Origin of the sequence: Acinetobacter sp. CIP 102136, from assembly GCF_000369685.1 — a bacterium.
Lineage (GTDB): Bacteria > Pseudomonadota > Gammaproteobacteria > Pseudomonadales > Moraxellaceae > Acinetobacter > Acinetobacter fasciculus.
Map to the genome: position 1 here is coordinate 42,359 of NZ_KB850144.1, position 22,617 is coordinate 64,975.

The window sequence follows — 22,617 nt, forward strand, 5'->3', positions numbered from 1 at the left end:
AAAGGTATTGAAGTCATGCGTGCACTACGTAAAGGACAAGCATCGTCATTTTATTATGGTCAGCCTCAAGGTGAAGTGTGTCTAATCAACAGGGTTTTCGGTCTCTAAGCACTTTTAAAAAGGAACTTCATCGACTCAAATCTCTATTTGCAACAGTGCCCCCTTAGCAATGGCAGCTATAGTTCAGTTCATTGGGAATAGAAATGAACAAGCAGAAAAAGTGGCTGAAAGCCTAAACTTATTTCCTGTACCTGCCACAGCCCTAGTTTTGTTTATCGTCCTAGCATCAGTTATGCCTCAAATTGGGCTTGCAAAAAGTGCAGCTCTTCAAGCTTTACCAATTTATATTTCTTTTGCCATTATTGCTCCATTCGTGGGTTGGATAATTGCTCGTATTTTTCGATTAGAATCTGGCTCTGCTAGTGCTGTGTCCTTTTCAGCATCATATAGAAATTCATTTGTTATTCTTCCATTAGCTTTTGCAATTCCGGGAAGTATGCCCATAATTCCTGCTGTAATCTTGACTCAGACTATCGTTGAACTATGCTTTTTACCAATCTATATTCGTCTGATACCTCGACTATTCAAAACCTAGAGATTTAAACATTTAAGTAGTTGTTATAGTTAGATAAAAGTATTCAGAAGCCCACGCTTACATCGAGTAATTTAATAAAGGGGGGGGGAGCTAGCTCCCCCCCTCTTTTATTCATTTGCTAATTAAAACTTACTCGCAACTTGATATGTGATGAATGAAAAGATGTAGGCTAATGCAAACAAATAAGTTGCCATAATGATGGGCTGTTTCCAGCTGCCAGTTTCTCGTCTAATTGTTGCTAACGTAGCAAGACAATGGGGAGCAAAAATAAACCATACCAATAATGATAAACCTGTGGCTAACCCCCATCCATCCGGGCCTGAAATTTGACTTAACAGACTTTGAGTTACTGTATCTTCATCACCTGACATCGCATAAATCACCCCAAGAGCAGCAATTACAACTTCCCTTGCTGCCATAGCAGGAATGAGTGCAATACATATTTCCCATGTAAACCCAATAGGCGCAAATATAGGATGAATTAAATGTCCTAACTGACCAGCTAAACTATAGTTAATGGCCGGCATGCTTGCATTATCTGGTGGTTGAGGGAACGTGACTAGCACCCATAACAAGATAGACAGTGCGACGATAATGCCACCAACTCGTTTTAAGAAAATAGTTGCCCTATCATATAAGCCTAATGCAATATTTCTAATATCTGGAATTCGGTATGTGGGAAGTTCAAAAATAAAAATACTTTCAGTTTTATCTTTTCGAACCAATTTCAGAAACACTGAAACTAATAACGCTGAGACTATTCCCGACATATAAAGACCAAAAAGGACTAATCCTTGCAGACTTAACCAGCCGTAGATTAATTGGTTCGGAATAAATGCCGCGATCAATAAAGCATATACTGGCAATCTTGCTGAACAGGTCATCAAGGGTGCAATCATAATTGTTGCTAATCGGTCCCGTTCAGAGCTGATACTTCTGGTTGCCATAATTCCGGGAATCGCACAAGCAAAACTGGATAGCAGAGGAATAAATGAACGGCCGCTAAGCCCGGCTTTAGACATTAATTTATCTAAAAGAAATGCTGCTCGGGGTAAATAGCCTGACTCTTCAAGCATTAAAATGAAGAAGAATAAAATCAAAATCTGAGGCATATATGCAAGCACGCTACCTGCACCAGCAATTACCCCATCCACAACCAAGCTTTTTAATAGAGGATGTTGGATTAGTGGTCCAATAAAATCACTGAGCCATGCGACAAAATTTTCAATGAATTCAATAAAAGGCGTTGCCCATATAAATACCGCCTGGAACATCACAAACATGGTTAAAGTTAAGATTACTAAACCCAATACAGGATGTAGAAAAATTTTATCTAGAAATGCGGTTCTTTTATCACCACTGTCATTATTTAAAATAACTTGTTTGGTGATTTGTTTGACCTGTTCAAAATGACTTAATTCAGAATGATAAGGAGTAATAAAAAGATTTTTTTGATCTAATTGATTAATTAAATCTTGAATTCCTTTTGTTTTAACTGCGACAGCTTCAACTACAGGGATACCTAACAGTTGAGACAGTTTATCCTTATCAATGGAAATACCACGCTTTTTGACCTCATCCATCATATTTAATACAAGAATCATAGGGCGATTTAGAGCACGAACTTCGAGAACCAAGCTCAAATGTAAGCTTAAATTTGTGGCATCTACAACGCATATAAAAATATCGGGTAGAATTTCACCTTTTAGCTCGCCCAAACAAACTGCCCTGGTGACTTCTTCATCTAAACTACTAGGTTTTAAACTGTAAGTTCCGGGTAAGTCCAATACTCGTATTGCATCACCAGAAGGTAATTTAAAAGAACCTTCTTTTCTTTCTACGGTAACCCCAGCATAGTTGGCAACTTTTTGTCGCGTACCAGTAAGCGTATTAAATAAAGAGGTTTTTCCGCAATTTGGATTACCGACTAATGCAATGTTCTTAATCTTCATTGGATACTAACTCTACAAAAATTCTTTCAGCTTCATTCTTTCTTAATGCGAATCTTGAAGTTTCAATTTGAACTAAAACAGGATCTCCGCCAAAAACACCTTTAGTGAGTACTTGTAGAGTTTCACCCTCTCTAAAACCTAATAGTTGGAGCCGTTCCAATACGGGATCAGTGGTATGACTGTATTGATTACCTTTTTTGAGATCTCTAATTTTGACGATCTGATTTTGTTTAACTTGAAATAGATTCATTTTCGATACTCTTACTTCAAAGCCAAAATCTTTCGAGCACCATTAAGCACGAATAAAGAAACCAGGATGCCAATGATTAAGTCTGGGTAAGCTGATCCCGTCCACGCCACGAGTACACCGGCAAATATAACGCCCATATTTACGACAACGTCATTCGCCGAGAAAATCCAACTGGCTTTCATATGTGCGCCATCTTCTCGATGACCAGAAATAAGATATAAGCATGTCACGTTAGCTATAAGTGCGAGCAGGCCAATAACAATCATGAGCGTTGATTCTGGCTCGCTTCCAAACATGAATCGTCTAATGACATCAATAATCACGATGACAGCAAGTAATAACTGAATCCAACCTGCGAAATGGGCTGCTTTCACTTGATATTTCGCAGCTTTTCCGACGGCATATAGCGCAATACCATAAACGGCTGCATCGGCAAACATATCTAGAGAATCAGCAATCAATCCTGTAGACGCAGCAATAATTCCGCTGATGAATTCTATAAAGAAAAGTAGAGCATTAATGCCTAATAACAGTTTAAGTACTTTAGCTTGTCTCACAGGATCAGGTTCATTAGGTATATCGCCTGAAGAAAGCTGTGTTTCATCAAGTTTCGCCCCAAAACCCAGTCCTTCAAGTTTGGCCGTAATTTGCTGACTCCCTTCATTATGGAAGACTTTCAGTTTTCGATTGGGAAGATCAAAAGTAAGACCTTTAACTGCTTCAATATCTGCAAGAGCCATACGGACCATTTGCTCTTCAGCAGAGCAATCCATTTTAGGAATGGTATAGGTACTTGTTTGCTTAGCTTGTTGATTGCTTATATAAGTTTCAGTCTTCACAAGCTTTGCACCAAAACCCAAAGCTTCAAGTTTGGTAGTTATATTTTCATCTTTTTGATTATGTAGAACCTTTAAAGACCGGTTAGGTAAATCAAAGATGAGTTTTTGAACACCATCAATTGAAGATAGCGCCATACGAACCATCTGTTCTTCCGCAGAACAATCCATTTTGGGAACTAAGTATTCACTCATGTAGTGCGAATCTTTTAAAACGTCTTCAGTGCTTAAATTTTCTTTGGGATCAGAACCACAACAGGATTGAGCGGTATCTTCACAACTGTTTGAAGTGTTACAGCAAGGAGATGAAGATTTTTTTTCTTCCTCTTCACCACAACAGCTAAGCGTATTATCACAATTCTTTGAATTGTTTGCTTCTGCAATTGATGGATGATTTTCTTGTTGAGATTTCTTATCTTCGCATGGTGTTTCTTTACTACATCCACAACCACTCATAATTATACCCATTAAAAAAATTTATAAACTTTGAATATTAGAATCCCTATAGTTACTATAGAGTCAAGATTTTTTGGAAATACCAACTCAATGCATTTAAAAATTGGTGAACTCTCTAAAAAAACCTCATGTTCAGTATTAACAATTAGGTTTTATGAAAAGGAAGGTTTAATTCCGGAACCCGAAAGAACGGAAGGAAATTACCGCCTTTACGATATAGGCTATGTTGAGCGAATTAAGTTTATTTTGAATTGCCGAACTTTAAATATGAGTTTGAATGAAATTCGTCAATTACTCACCTATAAAGATAATCCCAAGAAAAATTGTTCAGATGTGAATGAATTAATTGACTTACATGTCAGTGCTATCAGAGAAAATATAATCAAGCAACAAAAGCTTATTGAACAATTATCTGATTTAAGAGGTACTTGTGATGGTTTATGTACAATTGACCAATGTGGAGTTCTAAAAAATCTAGCTTGATTATCTAGACCTATGCTTTTTCAAAAACTCTGTATATCTTTACTTAAGGCTGCAAAAAGATTAAGGTGACTTAAATTTTGTGATCAGATCTTAGATAGCTTTGGTTAGCTTCCGATTGGTGTTTTAAATACAGATTTGTGTATGAAGAGAAAAACATTTCTAATCCAGATATTGGTACTCTTATTCACATTCCAGAATATTTGGAGTGTGGCAGAGGCTGCTTGTCTGCATGAAATGCCAAACATACCCAATTCAATACTCTCTAATCCAATCGATTTAGACGAAAAGAGTGATAGTCCTCGTCAAGCACTTTATTCCCTAGAAAACTATAAAGAAATCTATGACTATTGTCAGAAGGTTTGTTTTAACGAAAAGTGCAGTCATTTCTCAAATACAATCGTGATTCAGATTGACCCACCCGATGATCTGAAGCTTAAAGCTAATTTTGAGACCGGCATTACCCCAACTTATTTGGGAATAACTTTTTATAAACCCCCTTATCTGGATCAATTAACCCCGCCTCCCGATTTGCCCCTACTATTGGTGGGGTAGTCTTATAAAAGCCCACCACTCCTAATTTCATTATGCGTGGGGCATTTTCATGTCAAAAAACAAATTACATCAGGATACCTCCATCCTGAATTTATCCTGGTCAGCCTTAGGTAGCGGTATCTTGCTATCTGCAATGATCAGCTTCAGTACTTCCGTAGTCGCCAGTACTCAAGATTTAACGCTGCAGCAAGCTATTGAGCAGGTTAACCAATATCAAGCGTCCCAAAATTTCTGGGAAACGCAAAACAGCATTAATGCCACGAATCTTCAGCAAAGTAAGCTGTTTAAAAATCCTGAACTGTCAGTTGAACAAACGGGATTTGGTTCAAATAATGAAAAAGAGCTTACCATTGGCATATCACAACCCTTGGATATTTTTGGTGAGCGAAGAGCAAACCAAAAATTAGCCAGTCTCTCTACAGATAAAACAGCGCTGAAACAGAAGATTTATCAAGCACAAATTGAGCTTGCAGTGAAATATGTATGGTCACAACTGGCCATTGCTGAACTTGAAAAAAACATTGTCAATGAACAACTTCGGGTGAGCCAAGAAAACCTTCAAGCAATCGAAAAGCGCTTTAATGCAGGCAGTATTGCCCAAGTAGATGTAAATCGCGCACGTTTAAGCCATGCTGAAAATATCCGTCTTTTTAGACAGGCAGACTTACAGGTACAAGTGGCCACCCAACAATTATCAAATTTATGGGGTACGTCTGATAAGTCATTGCAGGTAAACCTCTCTTCACAAAAGCTCTGGCCAAAATCGACTCATGAACAGGTTCAAGAATATTTAGCGGAAAACTACGTTGAGAAATATCGAGCTTTACTGGTATTAGAGTCTCAAGCAACGGTTGATCAACTAAGGGCAAAGGCACGTCCTAACCCCACTTTAAACCTAGGTGTCAACCGCACCCAATCCTTGGAAAACTCCACACAAAATCAATTAGTAGTCGGAGTCAGTGTACCGCTTAATATTTTCGATCGTCAGCAAAATGGCATAAAAATCGCGCAAGAAAAAATGAACTTATTAGAGCGTCAGAAAGAGTTTTATCTGAAGCAAAATGCGCTGCAAATAGGCACAATTTTAACCGAGTTGCAGGGTTTAGAGCTGCAATTCAAAGTCGTTGACGAGACTCAAATTCCTTTGGCGACTCAAGTTCAAAGTAAGACGCTACAAGGTTTCTTGGCAGGCAAGTTTGCTTTAACCGATGTTCAGCAAGCCACGCTTCAATTACAAGACATCCGTCTGCGTAAAGTCCAGTTGTTACGGGATGGCTGGCAAAAGGCCATTGAAGCAGAAAGTTTGAGCTTAGGCATTAGCCCAAGTGAAGTCATGTCGAAAGATGCTATTGCACAAATCAATCAAAACTTATGGCAAGACATACAGGCCATGCCTGTCATTGGTGGGGGAAATTAACATGTTCGATCTTAAAAACAGCTTAAAAAAACAGAGCGGAAAAATCTCTCAACCTCTACTGATTAGTTTGGTTATCGGCGCTACCGTACTCCTCAGTATTTTTTTGATCTTAACTGGTAAGAATAAATCGGAAACATCAGATGAACATGCAGAGGAAGAAAGCGGAGAAGAACATGGCGGTGAAACCGAAGAGCATGCAGAAGGTGTGAGCCTGACTGCCAAGCAACTGGTGGAACAGGGCATACAATTATCAGCGGTCGATCAAGGCCCGGTGGTTAAATTAAGTTCTTATCCTGCCAAACTGAATGTGAATACTGACCAGCAAGCGCACGTCTCACCGAGTTTTAGTGGTCATGTAGAAAATGTCTATGTAGAACTCGGTCAAAAAGTTCAGAAAGGACAGCCTTTGGCTGCGTTGCTTGTTCCTGATCTAGTTGATCAGCAGGCCAATCTTAAAATTGAACAAACCAACCTTGAACTGGCGAAACAAGACTATGATCGTGAGCGTCAGCTTTGGTCACAGGGCATTTCAGCAAAACAGGACTATCAACGTGCTTATAACAGCTATAAACGGGCACAAATTCAGGTTCAAGCGGCCCAATCACGTTTAAGTGCATTTGGTGCAGTGAATGCCAGTAACGGACGCTATATTTTGAAAGCTCCCATTTCTGGCGTGATCAGTAAAAAGGATTTGGTTCTCGGGGAAAATGTTCAGTTAGCCGATCAACTCTTTACGATAGACCGGTTAGATCAACTCTGGCTTGAGTTTATTGTTCCAAATTCTGAAATTATGGGCTTAGCCCCGAATCAAAAGATCGAATTTAAATCCTTGCAAACAGAAAAGGTTTATCAAGCTGTTATTCAGACTTTAAATACTGAAGCGGATATTCAAACAGGTCGTCTTCAGGTGCGAGCAAAAGTTGAATCGAATGCAACCGAATTACGTCCAAACTTGATGGTGAACGTACAGTTGCAACAACGGAGTGAAAGTACCGCATTACGGGTACTTAAGTCCGCTGTTCAGAATGTCGATGGAAAAGATGTGGTTTTTGTCGCCACTCAGCATGGACAAAAAGTTGAATTCAGTCCGCAACCTGTGAAATTAGGGCAATCATCTGGGGAGAGCCAATGGATTGAAGTGGTGAGTGGGCTTAGTCAGGGACAAAAATATGCCGCTCAAGGCAGTTTTTTACTGAAATCCGAGCTGGAAAAAGGAGAGGCTTCACATGAGCACTGAAACTCCTCAAATTCCAGACCACGAATCGGTAAAACCTGAAGGACTGTTTGATCGACTGATCCAGTTTTCTATCCATAACGCAATCTGGGTCATGCTGTTTATTGCGGCTTGGATTGCTATTGGTATTTATAGTTATCAAAAGTTACCGATTGATGCTGTACCAGATATTACCAATACTCAGGTGCAGATTAACACTTCAGCCAATGGTTTTACGGCTTTAGAAATGGAACAGCGGATTACATATCCAATCGAGAATGCCATGTCAGGCATGCCGAAAATGGAACAAACCCGTTCTATTTCACGCTACGGCTTATCGCAAGTGACCATCATTTTTGAAGATGGCACGGATATTTACTGGGCCAGACAGCTTATCAACCAGCGCTTGCAAGAAGCAATGGGAGAAATGCCTGAAGATGTGCAACCTAACATGTCACCTATTTCGACAGGTTTAGGTGAAATCTATCAATGGGTGATTAAAGCCGAACCAAATGCTAAAAAACCGGATGGGACCGCTTATTCGGCTATGGATTTACGTGAAATTCAGGATTGGATTGTAAGGCCACAATTACAGCGCGTAAAAGGCGTTGCGGAGATCAACAGCATTGGTGGCTTTAATAAAACCTATGTGGTTGCCCCGGATCTGAACCGATTGCAACAATTGCAAATTCCTTTGTCTGATTTACAAACTGCCTTAACAGAGAATAATGAAAACCGTGGTGCTGGCTATATTGAGAAAAATGGACAACAGCTAACGGTTCGTGTTCCCGGCACTTTAAACACGATTGAAGATATCCAGAACATCAGTATTGCCAATAAAAACGGCTATCCGATTCGGGTGGCAGATGTCGCCAATGTCTCAATTGGTCATGACTTGAGAACAGGGGCTGCAACCTATAATGGTGAAGAAACTGTATTGGGTATTGCCATGATGATGATGGGAGAAAATAGCCGTACCGTTGCTCAAGCCATTGATGAAAAGGTGCAATCGATCCAGCAATCGCTACCTAAAGGTGTGGTGATTGAGACTGTGTATGACCGTACGCATTTGGTTGATCGGGCGATCAAAACCGTTCAGAAAAATTTGATTGAGGGTGCAATCCTCGTCATTGTTATTTTATTTCTCTTTCTAGGTAATTTCCGTGCTGCGCTGATCACGGCTTGCGTTATTCCACTGTCAATGCTGTTTACCTTGACGGGAATGGCAGAGCAGAAGATTAGTGCAAATCTGATGAGTTTAGGGGCACTGGACTTCGGTATTATTATTGATGGTGCAGTGGTTATTGTAGAAAACTGTATCCGTCGGCTAGCAGAAGCTCAGAAGCTGAAAGGTGGTTTACTTAGCCGTTCTGAAAGATTTAAAGAAGTCTTCTTGGCTGCAAAACAGGCGCGTCGTCCTCTGATTTTTGGACAGTTAATTATTTTGGTGGTTTATCTACCTATCTTTACCCTGACGGGTGTAGAAGCCAAACTTTTCCATCCTATGGCAATGACTGTTGTACTGGCTTTAATTGGGGCCATGATTTTATCTGTCACTTTTGTGCCAGCCGCAGTTGCCCTATTTGTCACTGGAGAAGTCAAGGAAACCGAAAGTCGCTGGATGCATTGGCTTAAAACCAAATATGAACTGCTTTTAGATAAAGCCTATGAGCTTCGTTTATTTGTGACTATTGTGGCTGCCTGTATTTTAGTGCTTACGGGCGTGCTAGCCACTCAAACAGGTAGCGAGTTTGCACCTCAACTGGGTGAAGGTGATTTTGCTGTTCAGCAAATGCGTTCCCCAAGTACAGGGTTAGAACAGTCACTGAGAATGCAGGAAAATACTGAAAAGTTACTGTTGAAAGAATTTCCTGAAATTAAAGCGATCTTTGCTCGTACCGGTACAGCAGAAGTGGCCACAGATGTTATGCCACCCAACATTTCAGATGGCGTGGTACTGTTAAAACCTCATGATGAATGGCCTGATCCAAAACAAACGATTGATGAGCTTCGCCAAAGAATGATTACTTTCTTAGCGACATTGCCGGGAAATAACAGTGAGTTCTCGCAACCCATTGAACTGCGCTTTAACGAGTTAATTTCAGGGGTGCGAAGTGATGTGGGTGTCAAATTATTTGGTGATGACATGGAGATTCTAAATCGCGAAGCGAATAAAATTTCTCAAAAAATTAACTCAATTTCAGGCGCGACAGCCGTTAATGTAGAACAGACCAGTGGCTTACCCTTGTTGAATGTAGAGGTGGATAAGTCCAGAGCTGCACAATATGGCTTGTCGGTAAGAGCAATTCAGGATCTGGTAGCTACAAGTGTCGGTGGCCAGAATGTTGGAACAATTTTACAGGGAGACAAGCGTTTTGATTTTGTCATCCGTCTAGATGAATCCCAGCGTAGTCCTGAACAGTTAGCGGTACTTCCTATTCAATTGCCGAATGGTGGTTTAGTCCAACTGCAAGATGTGGCACGCGTTGAAAATATCCTGGGTATTAATCAGGTCAGCCGTGAAAATGGTAAACGTCGAGTGGTTATTACTGCAAATGTAGAAGGACGTGATTTAGGCTCATTCGTAACAGAGCTTCAGAGCACGTTATCCAAACAGGAATTACCAAGCGGTTATTGGATAGATTATGGCGGTCAATTTCAAAATCTGATGTCTGCAAAAGCGCGTATGCAATTGGTGGTTCCGCTCGCATTGTTGACGATCTTTATTTTATTGATGGCTGTATTCCATAATATCAAAGAAAGCTTACTGGTCTTTAGTGGTGTACCGTTTGCCTTATGTGGAGGCTTAATCGCGTTGTGGTTGCGTGACATTCCATTATCCATGTCAGCAGGGGTTGGCTTCATTGCACTATCGGGGGTGGCTGTACTGAATGGCTTAGTCATGCTTACCTTTATCAAAGAGTTGCGACAACAATATGACCTTTATTATGCAACGTGGCAGGGTGCAATTTTGCGTCTTAGACCTGTGCTGATGACAGCTTGTGTGGCGTCCCTTGGGTTTGTCCCGATGGCTTTGGCAACCGGAACTGGGGCAGAAGTACAGAGACCTTTAGCAACAGTGGTTATTGGAGGAATTATCTCCTCTACCCTGCTTACATTGGTTTTATTGCCCGTACTGTACCGCTGGATGAATGAAAAGAAAGCTTCTTAATCCATTAGATTAAGCAATTTTTAGCAGAGATATTGAGCCTGTCTCAAGTATCTCTGCTAATCATGGATTGAATAAGGAAAATTTTATGTCAGAACATCATGATCATAGCCATGCGGTTGTTACTGAAGGAAATAGTAAGAAATTAATGTTTGCTTTGGGTTTAACGACTACTTTTTTAATAGTAGAAGTTGTCGCTGCTTTTATTACCCAAAGTTTAGCATTACTGTCTGATGCCGCTCACATGTTTACTGATGTAGCCGCATTAGCTATTGCTCTTGCTGCTATCAAAATTGGTAAAAAAGCCGCAGATGATAAAAGAACTTTTGGCTATCAGCGATTCGAAATTTTAGCGGCTCTGTTTAATGCAGTGATGCTTTTTGTGGTGGCGATATATATTGTCTATGAAGCTTACCAACGCTTTACGCATCCTGCTGAAATTCAAAGTGTTGGAATGATGATTGTCGCAGTCATTGGTTTGGTCATAAATTTGATTTCAATGAAAATCCTTTCTGCGAGTGCTCAAGAAAGTCTAAATGTGAAAGGCGCATATTTAGAAGTCCTTAGTGATGCACTGGGATCGATAGGCGTGATTATCGGAGGAGTGGTCATTTATTTTACCCAGTGGATGTGGGTAGATACCGTAATCGCTGTGTTAATTGGCTTCTGGGTTTTACCTCGAACTTGGGTTTTATTAAAACAAAGTATCCATATTTTGCTTGAAGGGGTTCCTGATGAGATTGATATTGAGTCGTTAAGAAATGATTTATTGATGCTAGAGGGTGTTGAAGGGATTCATCAGTTGAAAGTCTGGGCTATATCTTCAAAAAACATTCATTTAACTGCTCATTTGGTTGCTCCTAATAGCGATCCAGATCAGCTCTATCAAAAGGCCTTAGACGTTCTAAAACATAATCATAGTATTACTGAAATTACGTTACAAATAGAAAGTAAGGAATGTAATACATTGGAACAGCATAAACATTAAAGTGCTGCTCTTTCTACATAATGGACAGATGACTAGGCTGATAAACCTTACCATTTTCCTGTATTACACTTCTATTTATCACACGCACTTTAAACACCATCCTGAGACATTTTAAAATTACAAGAATGTAATTTATGAGTCCTCTGGGTGTTAATTCTTTAAAGTTAGAATATCTAACAAGTATTAAATGAGAGTAAATAAACATGCTATTCAAAAATAAATTTTGTACTAAATTACTGTTAATTAGTGCATTCTTTAGTATCGCAAGTTTTAGTTATGCAGATGGCGGCTTGTTATTTCTTGAAAAGAATTTAAAAGCTTCTAAAGTTGAAAATTCTAAACAAAAACAAGTTAAAAATAATGAATCAAATGAATCAAATGAATAGTTGGGTTGCATAAATAAATCAATTAGACTTATTCATTCAGCAATATAATTCCTGAATGAATAAGTTTATAACTAAAACCTATCACACCATTAGTTGAACTACATATAATTATAATATTAAAAATAAAGTATTTTTTTTAATCCCATTTCAATGGGTCATCTTTATATATCTCAATTTATGTTGTAAACATACAATGTAATTTCTAAATAAAAATATCCAATTTTTTTAAATCACTTCAGGATATAAAGCTTTAGCTATGCCAAAGCCAATTAAACCTGCTATGGCTAAATATAGGGCTTTCATGTACCACATGCCCCAAAGTACAGTTATTTTATTTGCTGAAAACTTATGTACTGGCTGACTTAAAAAATTGGTTGTTTGGTTAAATGACTTTTCAGATGCTTCAAGAGCATAATAATTTAATGCGGGGAACAAGCAAGCAACCAATAAAATAGCGATTGCGGGAAACACAAATGCTTTAGGCAGACTAAATTTTATTGCGAATTATAAAGCCGCACCTACACCAATAATGCCTAAAAAGGATTTAGTAAAGCTTGCAAAGTCTAAGCCAGTTGTGCCTGCACCTTTCCACATCAAAAAGCCTATGTGGGGCAGTAAAAAAGTTTCATACTAAGTATTAAAGTATCATACTGAGCAATAAATTCTCATACTAGATTGCTCAAAGGATTTATCTATGGCCTTACCTAAATACAATCTTGAATGGTGTCAAAACTATGCGAAACAGCATAAAGGAGAATGTCTTTCAAAAGAATATCTAGGTAGGACTGTTAAACTCCTATATAGATGTGAAAAAGGCCATGAATTTTATGCCACTCCTGCCGTTCATATACATAAAAAATCTTGGTGTAATGAATGTAGCAATAGAGATGTTGCGCATACCTATGAATTTGTTAAGGAATTTATAGAAAGTAAAGGCGGTGTTTTATTTTCTACAGAATACATCAATGTACGTCAGAAGCTTGATGTGCAATGTGAAAAGAAGCATAAATGGAATCCTACTTTTCAAAACTTATTTCACAATAACTCATGGTGTCCAGTTTGTTCTGGTACAGGTAGGCGTACCTATGGCAAACGTGTAAGGGTCATAAGCTAGTATGAAACTTTATTACTCATAAATGTTTCATGGATTCATATCTAAAGTTCCAGTATGAACATTTATTGTTTTTTCAGTTTATATGCTTTCACATAAAATCAAAGGCTTGAGAGTAAGCCAATCTGCTTTTAAATATTCAATAACCTCTGTTTTGTATAAGCCATTCACCGTTTCAGCCAAAGCAATATCATATGAATCACCAGTTGTACCGACTGATGCTCGTAAATTTGCTGCCTCTAAACGATGACATTGTTGTCAAAATGCAGGGTATTGGTGGCTCCCCTTAGGGGCATAATTTGTTGAAGCCTAGGTTACTACTAAAAAATTAAAAAATAGGAGCTTAGAGCTCCCATTTTTATATTAACTTTCTAAGTCCCTATGTTACTTTGAAGAATACTTCATCATAATGTCCGAATACAGCTATATTTTTTTGATTTCTACAATATCACTGGATTCAATGAGCGATTGGATATTACCAAATAAACTTTGAATATAATCAGACGCTATATGGATATCTAAATCCTCCCTGCTACGCCATTCTTCTAAGAAGAAATATCTACTCGAGTCATTTTCGCTAATATAAAGCTCATATTTCAAGCATCCTTCTTCGTGAAGCGTAGGCTCTATTACACTTTTTAAAAGCGCTTCTAACGTCTCTTTTTGATCTGACTTTGCCTTAAAGTTCGCAATTACTGAAATAGTCATTATTTCACCTTTAATTTGTTTTAGAAGTTTTCTAGTACAATTTTGCCTTTTGACTTACCTGATTCAAGTAACTTATGCGCCTTCTCCAAGTTTGCAGCGTTAATTTTGCCTAGATTTTGGTTGAGGGTACTTCTAATTTTTTGCTGGTCAACTAATTGAGCAACCTGTTGCAATAGATCACCTTGCTTTTCAATATCATCGGTTTCATACATTGAACGGGTGAACATCAACTCCCAATGGATAGAAATAGATTTAGTCTTAAATGGCATAATATCAAATGTTTGTGGATCATCGATCAATCCAAGCTTGGCTTGTGGTGCAATCAGAGAAACTATTTGCTTGATATACGTTTCTGTATGATTTGTAGAGAATACATATTTTGGTTTTTCAATGCCTAGTGTCTCGATTTGTGCATTTAAATCTTTGCTATGATCAATGACATGGTCGGCACCAAGTGATTCCACCCAAGATTTCGTTTCTTCCCGTGAAGCTGTTGCTATAACGGTCAGATTTGTTTTTGCTTTTAGGAGTTGGATAGCAATTGATCCTACACCGCCTGCACCACCAATAATTAAAATACTGCCAACTTCTGTTTCTGAAATTTGAAATCGATCAAACAGCATTTCCCATGCCGTTATTGCAGTTAATGGCAATGCTGCTGCTTCTGCATTAGATACTGTAATTGGTTTAAGACTGATAATTCGTTCATCGACTGCTTGAAACTCAGCATTACTACCATCTCGGGTTAAATCGCCAGCATACCAAACAGAATCTCCTACTTTAAACGCGGTAACTTTTGAGCCAACTTCAATAATTTCCCCAACGGCATCCCAACCTAAAATACGATTATTTGCTTCAGACGAATTTTTTCTCACTTTGGTATCAACTGGATTCACAGAGATTGCCTGAACTTTTACCAGTACATCACGCTCCTTAAGCGTAGGCTTCGCTTTTTCAATATCTACCAATGAATTTTTAAAATCATCATGGTTATTGATAACATACGATACGGCTTTCATAGATTTGTCCTTAACTTTAAAAAAATATAGTAAAAATAGGAGCGAAGTGCTCCCATTTTATGTTATTCAATCATTAAAACTCTTGGCTCGTTGGGCGCAAAACAATTTCATTAATATCTACATCCGCAGGCTGTTCAATTGCATAAGCAATTGCTCGAGCGACTGAGTCAGCTGGTATGGCTTGTTTGTAGAAATCAGTAACAAACTCTGAACTTTCTTTATGAGAAGAACCGAATTTTAGTTCTGACTCAATTGCACCAGGCTCAATAGTCGTCGTTCTAATTGTTCCCCCAACTTCATGACGAAGGCCTTCAGAGATGGCTCTTACAGCAAACTTAGTACCGCTATAAACAGTACCTCCTGGACTAAATACTTTTAACCCTGCAACAGATGCGAGATTAATAAAGTGTCCAAAGTTTTGTTTTTGGAAAACAGGCAGTGTAGCTGCTATACCATAAAGAACACCTTTAATATTAATGTCGATCATACGATCCCATTCATCAACTTTTAGCTCACTTAATGGTGCAATAGACATTAATCCAGCATTGTTTACCAATACATCGATTTGACCAAATGCGCTTAATGCCTTTTCAATAAGTGCTTGTACTTCATGTGGTTTGGTTATATCCATACCAATAAATTCAGCTTGACCACCTTCAGCACGAATGTCGTGAACAATAGCCTGTAATTTTTCAGTACGTCTAGCACCAAGTACAACCTTTGCACCTTTTTTAGCAAGTAAGCGAGCAGTAGCTTCACCTAAACCACTACATGCACCTGTGATAACAATAACTTTATTTTCTATATTATTCATACAAGTAACCTTCAACTTATCTGTCAATCATATTTGATGGATTAAGTATTACAGCCTTGTTAGGTATAATAAATGAATAATATTATCTTTCAGAATTCCTATTTACGGAATAATTACCATAACACAGGATTGGACATGCAGAACAAATTGGAAATGATGCGTATCTTTTGTGTCGCAGCAGAGTCTCGAAATTTTAAAGAGGCAGCCACTCAGCTGGGTATTTCCCCGCAGGTAGTGACACGGGCAATAAAAGAGCTAGAAGAGCAGCGCGGAGAGATTCTGTTTTACAGGAGTACTCGACAAATTAAAATTACCGCTGATGGTGAGCGTCTGGCAAAGCAAGCACATTTTGCGGTAGGATCCATTGATGCTCTGTTTGTAAAAGACACCAAGGAAAAACGAGATGAAATGCGTGGGACCGTCCGTCTTACTGTGTCGTCTGTGTTAGGGCGCAAATTGGTAGTACCCGCACTAGCAGAATTTGCCACACGTTATCCAGATATTGTCGTGGATTGTGTGCTAACAGATTCACACTCGGATGTGATCGATGAGCGGATAGATATCGGGATCAGATTTGGATTTTTGCCGGACAATCGATATGTGGCAAGGGAATTGGCTAAAGTGAACTTTTATTCTGTGGGTACGCCAGAGTTAATTGATAAGGTTGGAATGCCTAAAAAAATTATTGACTTAGATAAATACCCTCTAACAGCACTATTCGATCATAAAACAGGGCGTTACTGGCCATGGACATTCACCGAAAGTCGAAGCTTCACGCCATCAAAGCCTCGTTTTATTACAGATGATCTAGAAGCTGAATTTCAAGCTATTCTCGCTGGAGTTGGATTCGGACACATGCCTGGATTTCTAGTTTTGCCGTGGCTTAGGAGTGGTAAGCTCATTCAGATACTTCATGAGGAAACCTCTCCCGTTTGGCGCCTGTATTTATATCGTCCACAGCGGGGCCCGACACCTTTGCGAATCCGAGCATTGTTTGATTACTTAGTGGAAGTGCTGGGCCATATAGAAACCTGAATCAGATAAGACCATCATGTATCTAGAGTAACTACAATTTTTCCTATTTGCTGATTTGATTCAAGATAGCGCTGAGCGTCATGCATGTCCTCAAAGTCAAAGCAACGGTCGATCACTGGGCGAAGATATCCTGCACCTATACTGCTAAGAATAAATCGTCTGGCTTGCTCCCTTAAAACAGGGTCATGGAGAACCTCAAGGAACAAAAAACCTCGCATGGTTAAGCTCTTGCGTAATGCAACTTTAAGAGGAAATGGTGTGATCTCAGGGCTAAGTGCACCATGCATAACCATAGTTCCTCCTACAGACATCGCTTTTGCAATCTGTTCAATATGTGGCCCTCCTACAGCATCGAAGGCGACATCAAGATGTTCTCCACCTAAACGTAAAACAAGCGCCTCATACAAATCTGGTTCATCTTCACTGGCTATAACATTTTTAACACCGAGATCCAGTAAACGTTGCTTTTTCTCTATCGTCTGTGTACTTGCAATGACCTTAGCACCCGCTGCTTCAGCTATCTGTATCGCAGCTAGTCCTACGCTACTTGAAGCTGCTGTGATCAAGATTGTTTTTCCTTTCGAAACTCCACCAGCATGGATTACACCACCCCAAGCCGTCAAATACTGCATCCAGATTGAGGAAGCTTCTTCCCAGCTTAAACTATCGGGTTTGTGAACTAAAAAAGTTTCTGGAATCAGAAGCTTGTCCGCATATGTCCCATATTTGGCTAGATTGTCAGTCGGAAGAATCGATACTGCATCTCCTGGAGAAAATTGGCGTACACCTTCACCTATCGCCAGAACTACGCCTGCTCCCTCATATCCCAGACGAGAGGGGAATACTGCCTTTTGAATATAAGTACCACGCCGAAACATCACATCAGCCCGGTTGAGTCCGATCGTTTTCATCTGGATTAGAACTTCTCCTGCGGCTGGTAAAGCCACAGGAAGTGTTTCTAATGTCAGAACATCTGTATCTCCAATAGAATTGAAGCGCCAAGTCTTGGCCTGAAGTGCGTTAAATGACATCAATCACGACCTTAATATTGGCAGAGCGATCTTGAACAGCATCATGAGCCTCAATCGCTTGATCTAGAGTAAAATGACGAGGATCAACAATAGGACGCAGTTTACCTTCCTCAACGAGACGAGTCGCGATCTTAAGGACATCACCATGATGAGAACGGCGATTACCTGTTAACATCGGCAATAGGACGAATACGCCAGACAGTGTGGCACACCGTAGAGATGAACTCGCTAAATTATGATTACCAAATGCAGCACAGCTGGTAATGTGGCCATAGTGAGTTGTCATTGAAAGTGAAGCTTCTAGTACTGGACCACCCACAGTGTCGTAAACAATGTTAAAACCTTGACCCTCAGGGCTTGCAGCAATAATGTCATCGGAAGATGCTGTTGTGTAATCGAGAGGTGTTGCACCGAGTTCTGAAATCAGTGATTGATCAGCTGTACGACCAGTCGCCCAAACATTTGCATCAAGTGCTTTTGCAAGCTGAACCACCATATAACCAACGCCACCAGCACCACCCTGAACCAGTACAGTTTGCCCTGGTTGGACCTTAGCATTATCCACTAAACCTTCCCAAGCGGTGAGGAACGTCAATGGTAGTACTGCTGCCTCGCGCATAGAGATATTCCGTGGCTTTAATGCGATCAGATCAGCATCTGCTACAACATATTCTGCTAAAGATCCTTGAAGACCACGAACGCCACCAATCAGACCGTAAACTTCATCTCCGACGTTGAAGTGAGTGACACCTTCACCAATAGCAGTTACAACCCCAGCCATATCTGTTCCCAACACGGCAGGAAGCTCTGGCATAGCATATGGTGCTTCACCAAGACGAATTTTATAATCAATAGGGTTTACACCACTAGCATGAATACGTACTAGAACTTGCCCAGCCTCAGGTTGAGGTATAGGGAGTTCTACACGTTTAAATTCATGATCACCAAAATTTTCTAAGATAAGAGCATTCATCATCTTATTCATAGTTATTCCTTATTCTTAACTGGGGGATGATATGCACAGTACCAAAGTAAATTAATCCAATAAATGATATTTATAGGATTTGATAATTCCTAAATAATGAATAATAAATATTATCCGCTCACTAAAAATATTCTAGTACAGTCTGTAAAGGCAGTTTAATCTAAACTGTCGGTAGTATTTTCAAGGCTTGAAACGTTCAAAATATCTACAAAGTGGCTAAAATTTGAAACATAATTCTAAAAGGTCACAGCATCACAAAGAACATGAGCCAAAATAAAAAATGGGAGCTAAAAGTCCCATTCTTTGTGACTTTAGCATCAGCTCTACGATGTTAATTTAAAAAAAACTAAAAACAGGGATAGAAAATTTTCGCTAAAGAGCTTTTTGATTTTCGATTTATAAAAAATATTGCTTTTTTTATACTATGGGGTACTATAGTATAAAAGCTAGCAAATAAGGAGGTCTGATGCCTAATCAGGTTGAAGACAAAAAAAAGATTCTTCTACGCGTCAGAAGGATCAAAGGTCAGACGCAAGCGATTGAAAAAGCGTTAGAAGACAATGTGGAATGTGGTGCAATTCTGCAACAAATATGCTCTGTGCGTGGTGCTATTAATGGTTTAATGAATGAAATGCTGGAGGTTCATTTAAAGGACACTTTAGTATCAGGTGAAACCACAGAACAACAACGAAAAGAAGAATTGGCTGAAATCGCCAAGATTCTAAAATCATATTTAAAATAGATCTGTATAAGGAATTATTCCATGAAGTCACGTGCTGCTGTTGCGTTTGGTCCTGGTCAACCTCTTCAAATTGTTGAGGTCGATGTTGCACCACCGAAGAAAGGTGAAGTATTAATCAAGATTTCCCATACCGGTGTGTGTCATACAGACGCATTTACTTTATCTGGCGATGATCCTGAAGGCGTTTTTCCGGCTATTCTCGGGCATGAAGGTGCTGGCGTTGTAGTTGAGGTTGGTGAAGGCGTGACTAGCGTCAAACCAGGTGATCATGTAATTCCACTTTACACCGCTGAATGTGGCGAGTGCGTATTCTGTAAATCTGGAAAATCGAACTTGTGTATTTCCGTTCGCGAAACTCAAGGTAGAGGCGTAATGCCAGATGGTACCACTCGTTTTTCCTACAATGGTCAACCGATTTACCACTATATGGGCTGCTCAACGTTCAGTGAATACACGGTAGTGGCAGAAGTATCATTGGCTAAAATCAATCCTGAAGCCAATCACGAACATGTCTGCTTACTGGGTTGTGGTGTCACAACGGGTATCGGTGCAGTACACAACACGGCTAAAGTACAAGAAGGTGATAGTGTTGCGGTCTTTGGTTTAGGTGGTATTGGTCTGGCAGTCGTACAAGCCGCACGTCAAGCTAAAGCAGGACGTATTATTGTGGTTGACATGAATCCAGATAAATTTGCGCTGGCAAAAGAGTTTGGTGCAACGGACTTCTTGAACCCTAAAGACTACGACAAACCAATCCAGCAAGTCATTGTCGAAATGACTGGCTGGGGTGTAGATCATTCATTTGAATGTATTGGTAACGTGAATGTGATGCGTTCAGCCCTTGAAAGTGCACACCGTGGCTGGGGACAATCCGTAATTATTGGTGTAGCTGGCGCAGGTCAGGAAATCTCTACCCGTCCATTCCAACTGGTTACTGGTCGTAAATGGCTAGGTTCTGCCTTTGGTGGCGTAAAAGGTCGCTCGCAACTTCCAGGAATGGTTGAAGATGCAATGAAAGGTAAAATTCAATTAGAACCATTTGTGACACACACGATGGGTTTGGATCAGATCAATGAAGCCTTTGATCTAATGCATGAAGGAAAGTCGATTCGTACTGTAATTCATTACGAATAATTCCGTCAGACCTTATACTTTTCCATGCATGTGAATCATGATTGACATGCATGGAATCCTCTAAAACGGCACATCATCTGTAAAACAGATCTATCTGTGTAGGCATCGTGTATAGGTTCAATAAACCTGCCTACATTTTAAATCTTTATGACTATTCTCTGTAGAGAATGTCAGACTCTTTGTTTACTCGATTTCTCATGAAGTCTTGCTCAACATAGGTAATTGATTATGGAAATAATTGAGAAACATGCTTCTTTTGGTGGATCGCAAGAAGTGTATCGCCATCAGTCAATAGCACTAAACTGTTCAATGAAATTCTCAATATATCTGCCACCTCATGACAAAGATGAGAAGTTGCCAGTTTTATATTGGTTATCAGGACTGACTTGCAACGAACAGAACTTTATTACTAAAGCCGGAGCACAAAAGTATGCGGCTGAACATAAAGTCATTATTGTTGCACCAGATACCAGCCCACGTGGAGAAGATGTACCAGATCATGCAGATTACGATTTAGGCCAAGGTGCAGGATTCTATGTGAATGCAACACAAGCACCCTGGTCAAAGCATTTCAAAATGTATGATTATATTGTGGAAGAGCTCAGAAATCTGATAGACCTGAATTTTCCGACCAATCAAGTCCAAAGTATTATGGGTCATAGCATGGGTGGTCATGGTGCATTAGTAATTGGGTTAAAAAATCCTGAGCTGTATAAAAGTATTTCTGCTTTTGCACCGATTGTTGCACCTAGCCAAGTACCTTGGGGGAAAAAGGCTTTCACACACTACCTTGGTGAAACCGAAACTTTATGGAAAAGCTATGATGCGATTGAATTAATCAAAAACGCTGAAGTTCATTTACCTATTTTAGTCGATCAAGGAACAGCTGATGATTTTCTTGAAGAACAGTTAAGGCCTAAGCTTCTTAGTGATATTTGTTTGGAACAAGAATATCCTCTGACACTTAACCTAAGAGAAGGGTATGACCATAGCTATTACTTTATTGCGAGCTTTATAGAGAAACATATAGAGTTTCACAGCAAATTCCTAGCTAAATAACTTTCATAGATATGAGGATGTACAATATTGTTCTTGAATGCTTCTTGAGCAATATAATTTCCAGATGAAGAGGTCAGCTTATAAATCTAAGGTAGAGTCAATTGATCCTTATATAAATAAGATTGAATTTAATCATCTCATATCTTGATTTTTTGATTCAAATGTTAATGATATTAACTTGAATAAATTCATAGCATTATGTCGAAATAAAAACCTAAATTTTGGCTCAGCTATGGGAATTTTTTTTAACTTTTATACAACAAAACTTTCTGACATGCATACATTAGCAATGTCAGAATCAGTTTGAATTATAATCAATTATGGAGTTTTAGTCATGCTTAAAACAGCTTTATATGTCCGTCTTGAAGCTAAACCGGGTAAAGAAGACGAAGTGGAAGCTTTTCTTAAAGCCGGTTTACCTATTGTCATGGAAGAACCTGCGACAGTTGCGTGGTTTGGCCTACGTCTTGGACCTACAACATTTGGTATTTTTGATGCATTTCCTGATGAGGCGGGTCGCCAAGCGCATTTATCTGGCAAGGTTGCAGCTGCTTTGATGGCTCAGGCCGAAGAGCTATTTTCAGAGCCACCATCTATTGAAAAAGTAGATGTTTTGGCGAGTAAACTACCAGCTTAAACCGATGCTTAAATGTATGAGGGTGCTGTCTGAAATTTTGAATGA

The 22,617-nt window shown here is 39.4% G+C and carries 23 protein-coding genes and 2 pseudogenes; 15 read left to right on the top strand and 10 right to left on the bottom strand.

Annotated features, from left to right (window positions below):
- Positions 1–108 (top strand): annotated as a pseudogene (locus F893_RS17955) (IS6 family transposase); the annotation flags it as partial.
- A 61-nt stretch (positions 109–169) separates the two neighbouring features.
- A complete protein-coding gene (locus F893_RS15365) occupies positions 170–595 on the top strand; it encodes a hypothetical protein (RefSeq protein ID WP_004897257.1) in 426 nt (141 codons plus the stop codon).
- A gap of 122 nt (positions 596–717) precedes the next feature.
- Here F893_RS15365 and feoB read toward each other — a convergent pair whose 3' ends face one another.
- From feoB to F893_RS15380, 3 genes are read right to left on the bottom strand one after another with little or no spacing between them, the layout of a single operon-like run.
- Complete coding sequence (gene feoB / locus F893_RS15370; protein ID WP_004281858.1) at positions 718–2,547, bottom strand: ferrous iron transporter B; 1,830 nt, start codon at positions 2,545–2,547, stop codon at positions 718–720.
- Positions 2,537–2,797, bottom strand: a complete 261-nt coding sequence (locus F893_RS15375; protein ID WP_004281857.1) for a FeoA family protein — start codon at positions 2,795–2,797, stop codon at positions 2,537–2,539. Before F893_RS15375 ends, feoB begins: the two co-directional genes overlap by 11 nt.
- An 11-nt stretch (positions 2,798–2,808) precedes the next feature.
- The gene (locus tag F893_RS15380) at positions 2,809–4,089 is read right to left on the bottom strand and encodes a cation efflux transmembrane domain-containing protein (RefSeq protein ID WP_005253114.1); all 1,281 of its coding nucleotides are present in this window, start codon (positions 4,087–4,089) and stop codon (positions 2,809–2,811) included.
- A gap of 90 nt (positions 4,090–4,179) precedes the next feature.
- On the opposite strand from F893_RS15380, the gene cadR reads away from it, so the two are divergent.
- The 7 genes from cadR to F893_RS15415 all read left to right on the top strand — a co-directional run bounded on the left by cadR (position 4,180) and on the right by F893_RS15415 (position 12,297).
- On the top strand, positions 4,180–4,572 hold the full coding sequence (gene cadR, locus F893_RS15385) for a Cd(II)/Pb(II)-responsive transcriptional regulator (protein WP_004281856.1): 393 nt from the start codon (positions 4,180–4,182) through the stop codon (positions 4,570–4,572).
- Between the two features lie 141 nt (positions 4,573–4,713).
- Positions 4,714–5,124 carry a hypothetical protein gene (locus tag F893_RS15390; RefSeq protein ID WP_004733191.1) on the top strand — a complete coding sequence of 137 codons (411 nt, stop codon included), beginning with the start codon at positions 4,714–4,716 and terminating at the stop codon, positions 5,122–5,124.
- A gap of 49 nt (positions 5,125–5,173) precedes the next feature.
- Positions 5,174–6,541, top strand: coding sequence for a TolC family protein (locus tag F893_RS15395; RefSeq protein ID WP_004281854.1), 1,368 nt, complete (start codon positions 5,174–5,176; stop codon positions 6,539–6,541).
- A gap of 1 nt (position 6,542) precedes the next feature.
- Complete coding sequence (locus tag F893_RS15400; RefSeq protein WP_004281853.1) at positions 6,543–7,778, top strand: efflux RND transporter periplasmic adaptor subunit; 1,236 nt, start codon at positions 6,543–6,545, stop codon at positions 7,776–7,778.
- Entirely contained in the window at positions 7,768–10,926 is a 3,159-nt protein-coding gene (locus F893_RS15405; protein WP_004281852.1) for an efflux RND transporter permease subunit, read from the top strand. The genes F893_RS15400 and F893_RS15405 overlap by 11 nt, the downstream gene beginning before the upstream one ends.
- Positions 10,927–11,011: 85 nt before the next feature.
- Positions 11,012–11,911, top strand: a complete 900-nt coding sequence (locus F893_RS15410; RefSeq protein ID WP_004665978.1) for a cation diffusion facilitator family transporter — start codon at positions 11,012–11,014, stop codon at positions 11,909–11,911.
- A 203-nt stretch (positions 11,912–12,114) separates the two neighbouring features.
- Positions 12,115–12,297, top strand: a complete 183-nt coding sequence (locus F893_RS15415) for a hypothetical protein (protein ID WP_004281850.1) — start codon at positions 12,115–12,117, stop codon at positions 12,295–12,297.
- A 225-nt stretch (positions 12,298–12,522) separates the two neighbouring features.
- On the opposite strand, the gene F893_RS15420 is transcribed toward F893_RS15415, so the two are convergent.
- The gene (locus F893_RS15420) at positions 12,523–12,732 is read right to left on the bottom strand and encodes a hypothetical protein (protein ID WP_228127370.1); all 210 of its coding nucleotides are present in this window, start codon (positions 12,730–12,732) and stop codon (positions 12,523–12,525) included.
- Between the two features lie 259 nt (positions 12,733–12,991).
- On the opposite strand from F893_RS15420, the gene F893_RS15425 reads away from it, so the two are divergent.
- Positions 12,992–13,411: a hypothetical protein gene (locus F893_RS15425; RefSeq protein ID WP_004281849.1), complete on the top strand. Its 420-nt coding sequence runs from the start codon at positions 12,992–12,994 to the stop codon at positions 13,409–13,411.
- Between the two features lie 117 nt (positions 13,412–13,528).
- Here F893_RS15425 and F893_RS17600 read toward each other — a convergent pair.
- The 4 genes and pseudogenes from F893_RS17600 to F893_RS15440 all read right to left on the bottom strand — a co-directional run.
- Positions 13,529–13,657 (bottom strand): annotated as a pseudogene (locus F893_RS17600) (IS3 family transposase); the annotation flags it as partial.
- 174 nt (positions 13,658–13,831) lie between these two features.
- Positions 13,832–14,116 carry a putative quinol monooxygenase gene (locus tag F893_RS15430; protein WP_004281848.1) on the bottom strand — a complete coding sequence of 95 codons (285 nt, stop codon included), beginning with the start codon at positions 14,114–14,116 and terminating at the stop codon, positions 13,832–13,834.
- A gap of 20 nt (positions 14,117–14,136) precedes the next feature.
- Positions 14,137–15,135: a zinc-binding alcohol dehydrogenase family protein gene (locus tag F893_RS15435; RefSeq protein ID WP_004281847.1), complete on the bottom strand. Its 999-nt coding sequence runs from the start codon at positions 15,133–15,135 to the stop codon at positions 14,137–14,139.
- 73 nt (positions 15,136–15,208) lie between these two features.
- Positions 15,209–15,949, bottom strand: a complete 741-nt coding sequence (locus F893_RS15440; RefSeq protein ID WP_005253119.1) for an SDR family oxidoreductase — start codon at positions 15,947–15,949, stop codon at positions 15,209–15,211.
- Positions 15,950–16,084: 135 nt separating this feature from the next.
- Here F893_RS15440 and F893_RS15445 point away from each other — a divergent pair, with 135 nt between their 5' ends.
- On the top strand, positions 16,085–16,984 hold the full coding sequence (locus tag F893_RS15445; protein WP_004733180.1) for a LysR family transcriptional regulator: 900 nt from the start codon (positions 16,085–16,087) through the stop codon (positions 16,982–16,984).
- A 14-nt stretch (positions 16,985–16,998) separates the two neighbouring features.
- On the opposite strand, the gene F893_RS15450 is transcribed toward F893_RS15445, so the two are convergent.
- Positions 16,999–18,015 (bottom strand): zinc-dependent alcohol dehydrogenase family protein, encoded by a 1,017-nt coding sequence (locus F893_RS15450; protein WP_004281844.1) that lies wholly within the window; start codon positions 18,013–18,015, stop codon positions 16,999–17,001.
- Entirely contained in the window at positions 18,005–19,000 is a 996-nt protein-coding gene (locus F893_RS15455; RefSeq protein WP_004281843.1) for a zinc-dependent alcohol dehydrogenase family protein, read from the bottom strand. The genes F893_RS15450 and F893_RS15455 overlap by 11 nt, the downstream gene beginning before the upstream one ends.
- 466 nt (positions 19,001–19,466) lie before the next feature.
- Here F893_RS15455 and F893_RS15460 point away from each other — a divergent pair, with 466 nt between their 5' ends.
- The 4 genes from F893_RS15460 (at position 19,467) to F893_RS15475 (ending at position 22,572) form a co-directional block, all read left to right on the top strand.
- Positions 19,467–19,742: a metal/formaldehyde-sensitive transcriptional repressor gene (locus tag F893_RS15460; protein WP_001133625.1), complete on the top strand. Its 276-nt coding sequence runs from the start codon at positions 19,467–19,469 to the stop codon at positions 19,740–19,742.
- 21 nt (positions 19,743–19,763) lie between these two features.
- On the top strand, positions 19,764–20,876 hold the full coding sequence (locus F893_RS15465; protein WP_004281842.1) for an S-(hydroxymethyl)glutathione dehydrogenase/class III alcohol dehydrogenase: 1,113 nt from the start codon (positions 19,764–19,766) through the stop codon (positions 20,874–20,876).
- Positions 20,877–21,104: 228 nt separating this feature from the next.
- Positions 21,105–21,935 (top strand): S-formylglutathione hydrolase, encoded by an 831-nt coding sequence (fghA, locus tag F893_RS15470; RefSeq protein WP_004281841.1) that lies wholly within the window; start codon positions 21,105–21,107, stop codon positions 21,933–21,935.
- A gap of 334 nt (positions 21,936–22,269) precedes the next feature.
- Positions 22,270–22,572, top strand: a complete 303-nt coding sequence (locus F893_RS15475) for a putative quinol monooxygenase (protein WP_000920558.1) — start codon at positions 22,270–22,272, stop codon at positions 22,570–22,572.
- Positions 22,573–22,617: the final 45 nt, after the last annotated feature.

Coding starts and splice junctions, on each gene's coding strand:
- F893_RS15435 (WP_004281847.1), bottom strand. CDS start 15,135: ATGAAAGCCGTATCGTATGTTATCAATAACCATGATGATTTTAAAAAT.
- F893_RS15380 (WP_005253114.1), bottom strand. CDS start 4,089: ATGAGTGGTTGTGGATGTAGTAAAGAAACACCATGCGAAGATAAGAAA.
- F893_RS15395 (WP_004281854.1), top strand. CDS start 5,174: ATGTCAAAAAACAAATTACATCAGGATACCTCCATCCTGAATTTATCC.
- F893_RS15400 (WP_004281853.1), top strand. CDS start 6,543: ATGTTCGATCTTAAAAACAGCTTAAAAAAACAGAGCGGAAAAATCTCT.
- F893_RS15440 (WP_005253119.1), bottom strand. CDS start 15,949: ATGAATAATATAGAAAATAAAGTTATTGTTATCACAGGTGCATGTAGT.
- fghA (WP_004281841.1), top strand. CDS start 21,105: ATGGAAATAATTGAGAAACATGCTTCTTTTGGTGGATCGCAAGAAGTG.
- F893_RS15445 (WP_004733180.1), top strand. CDS start 16,085: ATGCAGAACAAATTGGAAATGATGCGTATCTTTTGTGTCGCAGCAGAG.
- F893_RS15365 (WP_004897257.1), top strand. CDS start 170: ATGGCAGCTATAGTTCAGTTCATTGGGAATAGAAATGAACAAGCAGAA.
- F893_RS15430 (WP_004281848.1), bottom strand. CDS start 14,116: ATGACTATTTCAGTAATTGCGAACTTTAAGGCAAAGTCAGATCAAAAA.
- F893_RS15410 (WP_004665978.1), top strand. CDS start 11,012: ATGTCAGAACATCATGATCATAGCCATGCGGTTGTTACTGAAGGAAAT.
- F893_RS15475 (WP_000920558.1), top strand. CDS start 22,270: ATGCTTAAAACAGCTTTATATGTCCGTCTTGAAGCTAAACCGGGTAAA.
- F893_RS15465 (WP_004281842.1), top strand. CDS start 19,764: ATGAAGTCACGTGCTGCTGTTGCGTTTGGTCCTGGTCAACCTCTTCAA.
- F893_RS15415 (WP_004281850.1), top strand. CDS start 12,115: ATGCTATTCAAAAATAAATTTTGTACTAAATTACTGTTAATTAGTGCA.
- feoB (WP_004281858.1), bottom strand. CDS start 2,547: ATGAAGATTAAGAACATTGCATTAGTCGGTAATCCAAATTGCGGAAAA.
- cadR (WP_004281856.1), top strand. CDS start 4,180: ATGCATTTAAAAATTGGTGAACTCTCTAAAAAAACCTCATGTTCAGTA.
- F893_RS15460 (WP_001133625.1), top strand. CDS start 19,467: ATGCCTAATCAGGTTGAAGACAAAAAAAAGATTCTTCTACGCGTCAGA.
- F893_RS15375 (WP_004281857.1), bottom strand. CDS start 2,797: ATGAATCTATTTCAAGTTAAACAAAATCAGATCGTCAAAATTAGAGAT.
- F893_RS15390 (WP_004733191.1), top strand. CDS start 4,714: ATGAAGAGAAAAACATTTCTAATCCAGATATTGGTACTCTTATTCACA.
- F893_RS15405 (WP_004281852.1), top strand. CDS start 7,768: ATGAGCACTGAAACTCCTCAAATTCCAGACCACGAATCGGTAAAACCT.
- F893_RS15450 (WP_004281844.1), bottom strand. CDS start 18,015: ATGTCATTTAACGCACTTCAGGCCAAGACTTGGCGCTTCAATTCTATT.
- F893_RS15455 (WP_004281843.1), bottom strand. CDS start 19,000: ATGAATAAGATGATGAATGCTCTTATCTTAGAAAATTTTGGTGATCAT.
- F893_RS15425 (WP_004281849.1), top strand. CDS start 12,992: ATGGCCTTACCTAAATACAATCTTGAATGGTGTCAAAACTATGCGAAA.